Annotated in this window: 10 protein-coding genes; 6 read left to right on the top strand and 4 right to left on the bottom strand. The window is 59.7% G+C overall.

Going from position 1 to position 13,864, the window contains the following annotated elements; translation table 11 throughout:
• The first annotated feature begins 349 nt into the window (after positions 1-349).
• Together VGV41_RS20690 and VGV41_RS20695 are read left to right on the top strand one after the other, a co-directional pair.
• Positions 350-1,501, top strand: coding sequence for a glycosyltransferase family 4 protein (locus VGV41_RS20690; protein ID WP_326866021.1), 1,152 nt, complete (start codon positions 350-352; stop codon positions 1,499-1,501).
• 23 nt (positions 1,502-1,524) lie between these two features.
• Positions 1,525-3,708: an amylo-alpha-1,6-glucosidase gene (locus tag VGV41_RS20695; protein ID WP_326866023.1), complete on the top strand. Its 2,184-nt coding sequence runs from the start codon at positions 1,525-1,527 to the stop codon at positions 3,706-3,708.
• A gap of 692 nt (positions 3,709-4,400) precedes the next feature.
• Here VGV41_RS20695 and VGV41_RS20700 read toward each other — a convergent pair.
• Positions 4,401-4,832, bottom strand: a complete 432-nt coding sequence (locus tag VGV41_RS20700; RefSeq protein ID WP_326866024.1) for a phasin family protein — start codon at positions 4,830-4,832, stop codon at positions 4,401-4,403.
• A 235-nt stretch (positions 4,833-5,067) separates the two neighbouring features.
• Here VGV41_RS20700 and VGV41_RS20705 point away from each other — a divergent pair, with 235 nt between their 5' ends.
• Positions 5,068-6,405, top strand: coding sequence for a sensor histidine kinase (locus VGV41_RS20705; protein WP_326866025.1), 1,338 nt, complete (start codon positions 5,068-5,070; stop codon positions 6,403-6,405).
• A gap of 1,054 nt (positions 6,406-7,459) precedes the next feature.
• Here VGV41_RS20705 and VGV41_RS20710 read toward each other — a convergent pair.
• The gene (locus tag VGV41_RS20710) at positions 7,460-8,008 is read right to left on the bottom strand and encodes a flavin reductase family protein (RefSeq protein WP_326866026.1); all 549 of its coding nucleotides are present in this window, start codon (positions 8,006-8,008) and stop codon (positions 7,460-7,462) included.
• 148 nt (positions 8,009-8,156) lie between these two features.
• Complete coding sequence (locus VGV41_RS20715; protein ID WP_326866027.1) at positions 8,157-8,726, bottom strand: MarR family winged helix-turn-helix transcriptional regulator; 570 nt, start codon at positions 8,724-8,726, stop codon at positions 8,157-8,159.
• Between the two features lie 342 nt (positions 8,727-9,068).
• Between VGV41_RS20715 and VGV41_RS20720 the strand changes: the two genes are divergently transcribed.
• The 3 genes from VGV41_RS20720 (at position 9,069) to VGV41_RS20730 (ending at position 13,222) form a co-directional block, all read left to right on the top strand.
• On the top strand, positions 9,069-10,070 hold the full coding sequence (locus VGV41_RS20720) for a tripartite tricarboxylate transporter substrate binding protein (RefSeq protein ID WP_326866028.1): 1,002 nt from the start codon (positions 9,069-9,071) through the stop codon (positions 10,068-10,070).
• A gap of 158 nt (positions 10,071-10,228) precedes the next feature.
• Positions 10,229-11,740 (top strand): 4-hydroxyphenylacetate 3-hydroxylase family protein, encoded by a 1,512-nt coding sequence (locus VGV41_RS20725; protein ID WP_326866029.1) that lies wholly within the window; start codon positions 10,229-10,231, stop codon positions 11,738-11,740.
• A 45-nt stretch (positions 11,741-11,785) separates the two neighbouring features.
• On the top strand, positions 11,786-13,222 hold the full coding sequence (locus VGV41_RS20730) for a UbiD family decarboxylase (RefSeq protein WP_326866030.1): 1,437 nt from the start codon (positions 11,786-11,788) through the stop codon (positions 13,220-13,222).
• A gap of 174 nt (positions 13,223-13,396) precedes the next feature.
• On the opposite strand, the gene VGV41_RS20735 is transcribed toward VGV41_RS20730, so the two are convergent.
• The gene (locus VGV41_RS20735; protein ID WP_326866032.1) at positions 13,397-13,801 is read right to left on the bottom strand and encodes a RidA family protein; all 405 of its coding nucleotides are present in this window, start codon (positions 13,799-13,801) and stop codon (positions 13,397-13,399) included.
• Positions 13,802-13,864: the final 63 nt, after the last annotated feature.

Here is a 13,864-nt window from a genome sequence, read left to right on the forward strand (position 1 = left end):
AAAGACACGAATCCACGGGGAGAACGCTGTGAACCTCGGATAGCTGAGGCGCTATTAGGCGTAACGCGCCGGGACGGGCAGGAACTTTTATTTACACCGGGTTGGTCGCTTTTCCGTTCTGAAACGTTGGTCGAGTGGGGATCGGACGCGGGCGGGGTGAGCGGTTCTAACCGCAAGCGTTTTCGAAAGCCCGTCTTCACGGCGCCTGCGGCTCGGATGGCCCGGCCGGTGTGAACGATCCGCGTAGCTAGACTGTCACCGTTAAAGGGCGTTGCCGACGCCGCGGTGAGATTTCCAGCACCGCCAGACAATACTGTCTGGGGATGGATGGATCACCGGGGACAAACCGATGCGAATTGCTCAAGTTGCGCCTTTGGCCGAATCTGTGCCGCCTAAGCTCTATGGCGGTACGGAACGGGTGGTCTCCTGGCTCACCGAAGAACTTGTGTGCCAGGGACACGAAGTGACGTTGTTCGCAAGCGGGGATTCAGAGACATCGGCGAAACTCGTTCGAAGCGTCCCGGAGGGGCTTAGGCTGGGGGGAATTAGAGATCATACCGCCAGCCTGCTGGTCATGTTGGACGAGGTGCGCCGCCGGGCACGCGAATTCGATATCATTCACTTCCATATCGACCTGCTGCAGTTTCCGCTGTTCAGAGAATCCCGGGACAAATGCCTAACTACGCTCCATGGACGGCTTGATCTGCCTGATTTCCATCCGGTCTATAGCGCCTTTCCGGCCATGCCGCTGGTGTCGATTTCCGCGAGCCAGCGACGGCCGCTGCCGCGCGCCAATTGGCTGGCCACGATTCAGCATGGTTTACCGCCCGGAAGCACTCCTCTCGATACGAAAGCCCGCAAGTATCTAGCTTTCCTCGGCCGGATCGCGCCCGAGAAGCGCCCGGATCGGGCGATAGAGATTGCCAAGAAGGCCGGGCTGCCGCTGAAGATCGCCGCGAAGGTTGATCCCGCCGATCAGGAGTATTTCGAACATGTCATTCGCCCGCAGCTTGATCACCCATTGATCGAGTTCATCGGCGAAATCGGCGATCATGAGAAGCGACAGTTTCTCGGCGACGCCATGGCTCTTCTGTTTCCAATCGATTGGCCCGAGCCATTCGGTCTCGTCATGATCGAAGCTATGCGTGAGGGGACGCCAGTAGTTGCCTGGCGACGTGGCTCAGTCGCCGAGGTAATTGATGACGGCGTGACTGGGTTTGCGGTGGAGTCGATAGATGAAGCGGTGCCTGCGCTGGGTTTGGCCCTGGCCTTGGATCGAAACTCGATCCGAATTCGATTCGAAGAGCGGTTCACAGCGTCCCGGATGGCTGCGAATTATCTAGCGGCATACGATCAGTTGCTCAACCGCGCGGACATAGCAGGCTCTGCCGTGACCGAGTTCAAAAATATCGCTAACGGCAAGACGCCTGGCCTTACAGAAGATTGTCCTTCTCTCGTAGGGGGCGTCCCGGAGACTTTGCTGTCGCCGGTGCGGCTCTGACGACGTACCCAATGGACACAACAATGCATGACGCCGTAACTCGGGACACTGCCGACTACGAGATCGGCGTAACAACCTCTTTGACCGATCGTCCCTTACGCAATCTCAAGGATGGCGAAGCTTTCGCCGTTCTTGATAGCCGCGGTGACTTCGGAAGGCGCGCAGGTACTGCAGAGGGTCTGTTTTTTCGAGATACCCGGTTTCTCTCTTATCTGGAGCTGCGTCTTGAGGGACAAAAGTTGGAATTGCTCAGCTCGACTACACACGACGATAAGGCGACGCTGTCGGTAAATCTTACAAATCCGGATCTCGACTCGGGCGCTGAGAACATCGCAAGGGAGACCATCTTTGTTGAACGCACAAAGTTTCTCTGGAAAGGGACACTTTACGAGCGACTGAGGGTGAAGAATTTCGCCTCCGAAACGCGACGACTTCGGTTTAATTATCTTTTCGACGCCGACTTTCATGATCTGTTCGAAGTCCGAGGTGTAGGGCGCCAGGCGCGAGGTCGCGTGTCAGCGCGTGTGATCGGGCCAGATCGCGTCGAATTTCATTATTTTGGGCTCGACGGCATCAGCCGGCGGACTTTCATCAGCTTCGCTCCGAGCCCGGTTGTTCTCGAAACTAATGGCGCGCAGCTCGATTTGGATCTCGCTCCGGGCGGAGCGGCGTCGATCTTCGTCACCGTCGCTTGTGGTGAAGAAAAAGTTGGAGGGCGCGTAGGCGCGCCTCAAAACGTGCCGGACTTTTTCCGCGCCTATCGCGACAGCAGGCGAAGCAGGCGCGGTCTGACTTCCGACATGGCGACGGTTGAGAGCTCGAGCGAGTTATTCAATGAGGTCGTTTGTCGCGCGGCGTCGGATGTCTACACGCTCGTTACTTCGACGGAGTACGGCCCTTACCCGTTCGCGGGGATTCCATGGTTCAGCACGGTTTTTGGACGCGATGGAATCTTCACCGCTATGTTCATGTTATGGGCCGATGCGTCGCTCGCGCGTGGGGTGCTGCGTACCCTGGCGGCAACCCAAGCTGTCGAAATCGATGCCAAATCGGACGCCGAACCGGGCAAGATTCTTCATGAGCTGCGGCATGGAGAGATGGCCAATCTCGGCGAGGTTCCCTTCCGGCGCTACTACGGAAGTGTCGATGCGACGCCGCTCTTTGTGATGCTTGCCGGGATGTACCTGGATACGACGGGCGACTTGAAGACGATCAATGATATTTGGCCGAATATCGAGGCGGCCCTACGCTGGCTCGATGTTTACGGCGATTGTGATGGCGATGGATTTGTCGAGTATCACCCTGGAGGCAGCGAGAGCCTCGCAAACCAGGGGTGGAAGGACTCCCAAGATTCCGTTTTTCACGCTGACGGTTCGAACGCTGAAGGGCCAATCGCCTTGTGCGAGGTTCAAGGCTATGTCTTTGCGGCGAAACGGGCGGGGGCACAGCTTGCAAAACGGCTAGGGCACGCGGAGCTGGCCCTCAGGCTGTCGACCGACGCCGAAAAATTGCGCGTTCGATTCGAGGGACAATTCTGGGATGAGGAGATGGGAACGTATGTCCTGGCGCTCGATGGTAAGAAACGGCCCTGTCGGGTGCGTGCCTCGAATGCGGGGCATGCGCTGTTCACGGGCATAGTATCGCCGGAGAGGGCGCGCCGCGTGGCCGGCCACCTCATGGGTCGGGATGGTTTCAGCGGTTGGGGTATCCGAACACTTGCCCAAGGCGAGCCGCGGTATAACCCATTATCGTATCACAATGGCTCGGTCTGGCCTCACGACAACGCGGTGATTGCGATCGGCTTCGCCCGGTACGGTCTCAAGACAGAGGCCGTACGCGTGTTTGAAGGCTTGTTTGATGCAGCGAGACATCAAGAGCTACGGCGTCTGCCTGAGCTATTTTGCGGCCTTATCAGACGTCCTCGGCGCGAACCCACGCCGTATCCTGTAGCGTGTTCGCCGCAAGCTTGGGCAGCGGCGGCCATATATGCTGTTCTCGGCGCGTGCTTGGGCTTAGAGCAGGCACATACCGAGAATGAGATTCGGTTCCGCGATCCTCTGCTACCCGATTGTATTGATGAGGTCATTCTTCGTAATGTGCACCTTGGAGAATCGCGGGCGGACTTGCAAATGCATCGCTATGGCAGCGATGTGGCGATGACCGTGCTCTCGCGACGGGGCACATCGAAATTTGTCGTTGCAAAATGAGGCAGTCGGCGCCGGCGACGACGGTCACGCTCAAGCGAACAGAACAGCCGAAAGTTATCGATCGACAAAGACTAGCGAACGCCACAGATCTTTTCGAGGCCATGCAGACGCTGCCGATGGAGCGTGACGACACTTAGATGTCCGCTTTTGGCCAGAGCCAGACGTAGACTGGCAAGTCGCTTTCAAATGCCTTATCGAAGGAGGTCAGGTGTCTGCGAGTCTGGCAGCCGAGGCCTGCGCGCGTCGCGTAGCCTTCATCCGATCGCGCATCCGCTGCGCGCCGGGAAGGCCCAGCCGCCTGAGCATGCCCGATATGGGAGCCGGCGCGCGGTCAAGTCGTGCGGTCATGGCGATGATTGAGCGGCCAGTCCTAGACCTCTCACGGAGCATCTCAAATTCTTGTGGCGTTCAAGGGCGCGTGAGTTTTTGGCGCGGCATGAAGTCCTCCTGCTATTCGAATGCCCGAATGAGACGCTACGTTCCCGCAACGACCTTCATAAAGCCCACAGCCCGCGGTCGGCCTCGTACCTCCGAGCCGCCCGGCTTTAGTGGATGGGCAGCCCGAGTGGTGAGCCACGGAGATTAAGGACGGCCGGGAAGCCTTCGACCGGACAACAAGCGGCTGCAACAGTCTGGAGCAGCCCGAGCGAGAACGCGGGCTCCGATGAAGGTCAAATGTAGAGCAATTAAGCTCAATTCACCTGGCCGAAAGCTTTGCTGACGCCGGCCTTGAGAGGCTCCACGGTCGCCAGCGTGACTCTTTGAGCTAGCGCGGTAAGGTCCCTGGTCTGTTCGGTAAGTGAATCGAACTGCTTGCGTGAGTAGTCGGTCGCTGCTGCGAGAAACTCTGAAGGCGATTTCACGTCCGACAGTGTTTTGGCGAAACTGACGACAGCTTCAGTATTGCTTTTAGCGAATTCCATTACCTTCGCATTGTACTCGTGGGCACCCTTAAGCCCAGTCACATAGCAATTCTGGAACAGTTCAGTAGACTCGGCTGCATCTTGCCTCATCTTTCCGAATGCTTCAGTTGCTTGCGACGAGCCGTTCTGAGCGGTCGCTTGGAAAGGCTGTTCGATCTTGGTCGGTTTTGCACTAGTCGTCTTGGGTGTTGAGTCCGTCATGGCGCTGATCCTGAAGGGCGATTCATGCTGACTTCCGGACGCGACGCCCTGGACGTGGTCCGATGCCTCTTTAGATCGCGGTCGATGAGCCGGCTGCAATCGCTTGAGAAGCGACACATAGCTACGAAATGCTGCCACACAACAACAAGCCGGCCAAACCAATCAAATCGTGATTGCGAGGAGCGGTCTCTAGGCGGGCTGCGGTGGTCGTCCACATGATCCAGGTGATGTAGGCATGAGACTCGCAGGTCAGCGCCACCTGCGGCGCAGAGCGTATTTCGGCAAGAATTTCAGAGTTCCATTGATATTTTTATCTTGGGTCTGCCAATCTGTGCTAGCGGATCGTATTGTGAAGCCTCTCTCCGATCCAAAAACGCCGGTCGTCGAGCAAACGCCCAACGGTGATCAATCCGACGGCCACCGCGCTCGCGCGCTCGGTGTGCGAATTCGGCAGCAAGAACTACTTGCCGAACTTGGTGTGCTCGCCCTTCAAGGCACGAGTTTTGTTGAAATGCTCAACCACACCGCCAGGGTGACGGCCGAAGGCTTGGAAGCTGAATACTGCAAAGTCCTGGAATACATTCCGGCCGATAACCGACTTCTTGTTCGGGCTGGTATCGGCTGGGGCGAGGGCGTGGTCGGGCACGCCACCGTCGGCGCCGATTCTGCATCGCCTGCCGGCTATGCATTGCACACTGGTAAGCCGGTCATCTCAAATCACCTGGAGAATGAGCAGCGATTCCGTACTCCGGAGTTGCTCATGGAGCATGGTATTCGCCGTGCGATGAACGTCATTTTGCAGGGTGATGGCTCGCCATTTGGGGTTCTTGAGGTTGACAGCAGATCCGAAGGCGAATTCAGCGAGAAGGACATCGCGTTCCTGCAAGGTGCTGCAAATATCCTCGGGATGGCGATCGAACAGCAGCAGTATCAGCGCAGGTTACAGTCCGCGCTTGCCCGCCACCAGATTTTGCTCAAGGAAGTCAACCATCGCGTCAAGAACAGCCTCCAGGTTGTCTCAAGCATGCTCCAACTTCAAATGAACGCGTCTGACAACCGAGAGTTAAAGGACCACCTGAACGAAGCTTCCACTAGAATTTCAGCGGTCGGCCGCGCCTACGAACGTCTCGCCTATAACGCGGACTACGAAAATATTGATCTCATCTCCTATCTGCGTGAGGTCGTTGACGATTTGGAAACTGCAGTTGCTCCGTGCAAGATTCAATTGGAAGCACCTGAAGAAGTCCAGTTCGCGGCCGATCGCGCCATCCTTGTTGCCCTTGTCATCAATGAGCTCGTTCTAAATGCAGGCAAATATGCGTACCCAACCTCATCGGAGGGTCTGATCTGGGTGCGTATCGCTCGCATGCAGAAGAGCACAATATTAGTTTCAGTTCGCGACGAGGGCGCCGGCCTGCCGGTCGGATTTGACCCGGCGACAAGCAGGCGTCTTGGCACACGCATAGTGAACGCGCTTGCCAAACAGTTAGGGGCGGAGGTAACGCGGCCGGTGTCGGTCAATGGCACCAATTTTACGTTATTTATTCCGCTGAACGTTGGTACCAGCGACTGATCATCGAATCCCGGGACCTGTTAAAGGGAGTTCCCCGCTCGACGGCTGAAGCGCCTGGCGCGCGGCGTCAGCGGACGGGCCGTACGCGGCCGCGTTGCGGCTGCACCCTCGGCCTGGCCTTCGGGTTTTCCTTCGCGGCCGGGCACGCCCCGGCAACGCATGGCGCTGGCAAGCGACGCCGCCCCTTCCCCTGAAGCGGCAAGTTCCATCGGGCTCAGAGACGCCAGAGATACACCGTGATCGCAAGCTATTCGGGGACTTGCCCTGGCAACGAGGCTACCGAAGGCGGCGCAGTGCCCGCGCTGCAAATTGCCGGTGATTTGGATAGCGACCCAGACCGTTGGCGCTGACAAGCTGGAGAAGGGGCCTCGCGCGCGGGCGCAGAAATAGGACAGTAGATATTTCTCGCAACCCTTGGGCGCGCACCACGTTGAGCTGCGCAAGGGGACCGCGTGCGATGGCATCTCAGCAAAGGCCGCCGCCGCTCTGTCCTGCCTGCGGCGAGCCAATGAAGCTCGCGCGCCTCATCGAACGAGACTGTAGGCGCGCCGAGCTCCACATTTTCGAATGTAGAGGATGTCACGTCTCGTATACGCAGGCGGCCGGAGAGGACGGCACGGATCAGTGATGAACGAACAGATCCTCCAGTTCGACGACAAACGGAAGCGGCGGGAGCGTGAGGCGCGCCGGTTCGTCGCGCGTCGCCTGGTCGGTTACTATTGTTCGCTCATGGGATCCCCCGAGGAGGACGCAGAGAGTGTCTTTGAGCGTGTTGTGGCTATAGATGCGCAGCGGAGATCCGTCTCACGTTTGCCGTGAGCGCGATGAAGGTCCGCTCTGTCCAGACACTTCAGGCGTTCACCTGCTCGGCGATTGCGAATGTGTCATCGACCTCGATCCCGAGGTAACGGACAGTCTCTCGAACCAGGGAATTCGGCCAGGAGACTGGTTCGACCGAGACTGCCTCCGCCACCACAGCTTCCCCCCGACCGACGATTGCGCAGATGGCTCGGCGGCCGGCGCGCTCCGGAGTGGCCCGAAGCGCGTCCGTACTCTACCAACCGTGAAGCCACGAATTATCAAGCGGCGGCCCTTGATCCGCGTCGTGGCGATCGAGATGGCGATATTTCCCCGAGTAGAAGACAAGCGGTTGCCGTTTCAGGTGATGGATATGATAGCCGGTGACTTCGCAAACGAAGATCTCATGATCGCCCCCGTCGTAGACGGCATAGGGGCGGCCCTCAAAGTGGACGATCGCACCGGGAGGCAAGGGCGCCCCGTTTCCAGCGTGCCGGACATCGAGCCCGGACCATTTGTTGCCGCCGGCCCGCGCAAAGCGGTTGGATATCGATATCTGCTCTTCGTCCAGAATGGAGATCGCGAAAGCCGACGCGGCCTTCCATTTGTCGATGCCGAACGACGTTCGCGTTAGGCTGAACAAGACCAGCGGCGGGTTGAGCGACACGGAATTGAACGAGCTGACGGTGGCGCCTAGCTTCTCGTCGCCGACCTGCGCAGTGATGATGGCTACGCCGGTGGCAAAAAAGCCGAGAGCATCGCGAAAGCCGCGTTCACTCAAGACGGTCGACGCGCTGTCACTCATACCGAGGACTTCCTTGCAAGAATTGTGCGGGCCTGCATCTCCGATAGGCAGCCTGTCCGCTACCTCTAGCGGGAATTCACCTCGTGGTCCAAGGCCGCTCGCTGCCCGGCGAGTACTGGTCACACAGCGTATTGCGTCCCTCCCCGCGTCACCTGGTGCCGCGCTTCGCTTTCCGGGAAGTGTGTCGGGACAGTTCAATCATCGCGCGCTCGGAATTGATCACCAGTTTGCGGGCGATCTTGCTGACGATGGCGAGATCTTTCGCCGAAATGTCGGCGAACAGCAGATCGTTTATGATTCGAACGAACGGTGAGATGTCGACGATGGCCTTTTCGCCTACTTTCGACAGGGACACCAGCACACTGCGCCGGTCGGATTCGTTCGGCCGCTTGACCACGAGGCCGCCATCGATCAACCGGCCGATTTCCGTGGTGACGTGCGTCGGCGCCAGGGCAATATGTTTCGACAGGTCGCGTACTGTCACGCCGCTCGGGCCTTGCCTGTACGCGATGCCGATCAGCACTGCGAACTGGCTGCCGGTCAATCCCAGCGCTCGGCCGAATGCCTCGCGGCAGGCCGATAGTCTCCCGGCACCCTGCAGATACGCGTAGATGGTCTCGCGGAAGCCGGCGTCGGAGCCGCGATTCAGGAAATCCGGATTGGAGATAGTGTGTGGCGGTTTGAAGACCCCGAAGGGCTTGGGCTTCTTCTTTTCCATGAACCGGCTCTCCGGCGAGGTTTCCGTAAGCCTGTCTCGCACAGGCGAATCGCAGCTTGGGTGTGAAATTATGCGACTGTCGGCCATTCGTCATGGCCTTGTGCCAAAGAAATCGCCAATCGTGTTTTATGCGACGACATATCCGCCGAACGGCGGCCAGTTGCAAAGCCCTGAACGATATGTACGATCTGTATCAGACTCCCGCTGACCATGAGGGCGTCGAAGAGTTGGATCGGCTTTTTCTTCTGTGAGCTTGCGACGGAAACCGGCGCATGACCCACCGTGCGCGCTTCCGTACATCAAGGTTGATCGACCACGTGTCGAACGGGGAGCGCCAAACATATGAAAGCCGATCGAATCTGCTTTATCCGTCCGCTCGTTTTATCATTGCTTTTGTTGGTCGCGCTGCTCCTTCCGCCCGGTGCGAAGGCACAGGGTGCGAATGACTATCCTGCGCGTCCCATCACTTTGGTCGTGCCGTTCGCGGCCGGCGGACCGGTCGATCTCATCGCCCGCACGGCTGCGGACGCCTTGTCCAAAGAGATCAATCAAACCGTCGTGGTGGAGAACAAGGGCGGCGCGGGCGGGGCGATCGCCTTCAGTTATGTCGCGCACGCCAAACCGGACGGGTACACGATCGTATCGGTCGATATGTCGTTCGCGGTGCTGTCGCATTTTCAAGGTCATACGGGTTTCGAGCCGCTCAAAGACTTCGAGATGATCGGACAGACGACGCGTTCGACGCTGGTTCTGGTCGTGCCGGCCGATAGCAAGACCGGCGATCTCGCAAGCTTCATCGCAAACGCGCGCAAGTCCGGGCACGATGTCTCGCTCGCGACCGCCGGGCCGGGCAGCACCCCGCATCTGGCGGCGCTGTCGTTTTCCACGGCGGCGAAGATTGACCCGCTGATGGTGCCGTACCGCGGCATGACGCCGGCGGTCACCGACCTGCTCGGCGGACGCGTCACCGGCGCATTCGTCGGACCGCAGAGCGCGGTCGGCCTGGTGAAAGAGAAGAAGTTGAAGATGCTCGCGGCGATCGGTCAGGAGCGCCTCGAAATGGCGAAGAACGTTCCGACCTTCGCCGAGAAAGGCCTTGATCTGCCCGGTTTCAAGCAAGGCACCTGGTACGGGCTCGCCGCGCCAGCCGGGACGCCGGCCGCCATCATCAACAAGCTGAATGCAGCGCTCAATCGCGCGCTCCACAAGCCCGAGGTTCAAGAGCGGCTTCGGCCGCTCGGCATCTTCGTGGCGACGACGACTCCCGCTGCGTTCCAGTCGTTCATCCACGATCAGGTGCTGAGCTGGAACGAAATTGCATCGAAAGTGGATCAGAAGCCTTAGTCGCTTGACGGCGGCGCACATTCGGATGTGCGGGAGGCAGGATAGGGTGCTGAGGCACCTGTCCTGCCGACCGGCCCCCGCGGTCGGCTGCTTGACATCCATCAACGATATATACATCCTGTACATAAATCAGGACGAGGCGCTTCTGGAGCGGACCCATGACGGCGACGATGCAATCGGGGGGCGATGAGACGGCGAAGGGCGCGATTCCGCTGCGCACCGGCAAGAACTTCCTTGCCGAGCTGAAGGCCCGCCCGCGCGCGATCTTCGTCGACGGGGAGAAGGTGACGGACCCGACGGGGCATCCGGCATTTTCCGGAGGCGCAAAAAGTGTGGCCGGGCTGTTCGACTTTGCGGCTGCGCCGGAAAACCGCGACCTGATGACCTTCACTTCGCCGGATACGGGTGGCCCCGTCTGGCGCTGCTACCAGATACCCGGGTCTCACGACGATCTGCGCGCCAAACGCCTGGCAGCCGAGGCGTGGGCCGGGCAGAGCTTTGGGTTGATGGGGCGCACGCCCGATCACGTTTCCAACTTCTTCGCCGGCTTTGCCGCCAAACCGGAGTTCTTTGCCGCCGGTGGATCTGGCTATGCCGAGAACCTCGTCAGTTTCTACAAGCACCTTCGCGACGAGCACCGCTATGTGACCTACGCGATCGTTCCGCCGCAGGTCGACAGGAGCAAGCCCGCGCACAAGCAGGCCGACCCGACACTGTACGCGGGGGTGGTCAAGGAGACGGACGCCGGAATCTACGTTTCAGGCGGCCAACAGTTGGCGACGGGTGCCGTGTATTGCGATTACATTCATCTGAGCAGCATTCATCCGCTGCAGCCCGGCGATGAAAATTACGCTCTGAGCTTGGCCGTTCCAGTCGACGCGGAAGGCGTAAAACTCTTCTCGCGGCGGGCCTTCCCGCTGCAGGCGACGAACGCCGAGGACTACCCGCTCACGTCCCGTTTCGACGAAACCGACTGCTTCGTCGTGTTCGACAACGTGTTCGTGCCTTGGGAGCGCGTGTTCATTTATCGCAACGTCGATCTCTGCTTCGGCCAATGGTGGAAGACGCCGGCGCATCTCTACGGCAACCACCAGGCGCAGGCTCGCTACGCGACCAAGCTTCGTTTCCTGCTCGGCCTCGCGAAGCGCATGAACGAGGCGACCGGCAACGACAAGGTGCCGCCGGTCCAAGTGGAGATGGGCGAGCTGGCGTCCTACGCCTCGATCGTCGAGCATATGCTCTACTCGCACGAGACGGCCGCCGAGATCGACAAGGACGGAGTTCTGTGGCCTTCGCGCACGGCGCTTTATTCCGTGATGGCGTTGCAGTCGAAGATCAATCCGCACATGATCGACATCGTTCGTGAATTGACCGGCGCTGGAATGATCACGGTCCCGTCGTCGTCGAAGGATTTCGATAATCCGGAGATCGCCAGGGATATCGAGCGCTATTACGTATCGGGTTCCATGACGGCGCGGGAGCGCGTTGCCTTGATGCGTCTGGCCTGGGATTTCATCGGGACTGAATTCGGCAATCGTCACCAGCAGTACGAAAAATTCTACGGCGGCGCCGCCTATGTGGTGAAGATGAACATGTTTCGCATGTACGATTTCAACCGTGCAACGGCGATGGTCGATAGAGCGTTGAATTTGCCGCCTCTCGATGCCTAAGCGGGCATCTGCTTCCGCCGGGGAGATGGGTCTGCAGGAGGGCTAATGAGCGAACGGCCTGGGTATGACGATCTCCGCGAATATGTGGCGCAGGTAGAGAAGCTAGGCGCTCTCCGGAAAATCGACGCAGCCGATCCGTACCTTGAAGTCGGCGCAGTAACCGAACTGGCCGCCGGCACGGCCGACTGTCCAGCCCTTTTGTTCGACAACTTCAAGGGCTTCGCCCCCGGCTTCCGAATCTTCACAAACGCGACGACCAACGTGCAGCGCGCCTCGCTTGCGCTCGGCATCGACCCGAATTTGCGCCCGCTTGAGGCCTTGAAGGCGTGGATGCAACGGCGCGGCACGTTGAAGCCATTGGATCCGGTATCCGTCACGCGCGCGGCTTTTCTGGAAAACAGTGACCGTGGCGAAGCGGTGGACTTGGGGAGATTTCCGGTGCCGCACTGGCATCGCAAGGACGGCGGGCCTTACATCGGCTCCGGCAGCCTTGTCGTGATGCGCGATCCGGAAACGGGATGGGTCAATGCGTCGATCTACCGCGCGCAGGTGCACGCTCGCAATCGCGTGACGATCCAGTTCGACCATATGGGCCGCCACGGCGCCATCATCGCCAGAAAATATTGGAGCAAAGGACGGGCTTGCCCGGTGGCCGTGGTCAATGGCGAGGATCCCGCACTGTTCATCTCTGGATTCGAGTATCTGCCCGAAGGGGCTTCGGAATATTCGTTCGCCGGCGGGATAAAGCAGCGGCCCGTCGAGGTGTGCGACGGGCCGATCACAGGACTGCCGCTCCCGGCCCGGGCCGAAATCATCCTCGAAGGCATGCTGCTCCCGTTCGATGACCAATCGTTGCCCGAAGGTCCTTTCGGCGAATTCACGGGTTACTACGCCAATGACGCGCGGCCGGCGCCGGTCATGGACGTCACGGGCGTGCACTACCGCAACGACCCGATTTTGCTCGGTTCACCGCCGATGAAGCCGCCACGCTTTCATTTCGGCCTACCTTTCCGCGCCGCAAGCATCTGGAGCAACCTTGAGATGGCCGGCGTCACCGATGTGGTGGGGGCTTGGCAGCATGTGTCGCAATTGATGACCGTCATCGCCCTGCGGCAGCGGTACGACGGCCATGCCAAGCGCGCGGCTCTGATCGCCGCCGCTAACAGCTATATGGGACGGCTCGTCGTCGTGGTCGACGAGGACGTCGACCCATCGAACCTGGCGGACGTGATGTGGGCGATTACGACGCGCTCGGAACCTTCGGAATCGGTGGATATCGTGCGCGACGCCTGGAGCTCGGCCCTCGATCCGCGAATCCCACCGGACATGAAGCAGCGAGGCGTCACCTCGCACTCCAAGATGATTATCAATGCTTGCGTGCCGTTCGCGTGGAAATCGCAATTTCCGCATGCTTCGGCTCTTTCGCCCGAGGAGCTTGCGGCCACCGAACAGAAGTGGGGACGGTGTCTGCGCCCCGAATAAGAAATATCGGTCGCGCGCGCGGGCAGCGGCGCATCTGCCGGCCATCGCTTCAGTTGCGAAAACTGCCGTCCGCCAGGGGATTTCGCGGTCCAGGGACCGCTACTGCCGCAACTGGCGCATGCCGTCGCGGTGTCGATCGCCGATTTAAGCCTGCCAGCCGGAAGCGGCCGCAGGCTAGGTCCGCATGGCGATCGCTTCGATTTCCACCATCAGATCGGGGTGCGACAGGCGTCGTACCTCGACGGTCGTGCTCGCCGGCAAGGATACGCCGAGAATATCGTGGCGAATGTCGACATGGCGAAAGAACTCGTCGATGTCGGTGACGAACGTCGTCGTTTTCACGAGATCGGCGAGGCCGGCGCCCGCCGCTTCGAGCGCCGCGCGAAGGTTCTCTCCGACCTGCTGGATTTGCCGCCGCATATCGCGCGGGCCGACAATGTTGCCCGAGCCATCGCGGGCCAGTTGTCCCGAGACAAAGATCAGCGATTGTCCTTCGGCGACGACGACATGGCTGTAAAGCACGCGCCCGTTAAGTGCGCGTTGAAACAAAGCGGATGGCTGCAAGCGTTTGATCGGCACGAACAGGCTCTCCAGATGTTGTGTGCCGGACACCGCGCGGTGGCCGCCTAACGCGGCGGCGGT

Source organism: Pseudolabrys sp. (assembly GCF_035943735.1).
In the GTDB taxonomy this organism is placed as follows: domain Bacteria; phylum Pseudomonadota; class Alphaproteobacteria; order Rhizobiales; family Xanthobacteraceae; genus Pseudolabrys.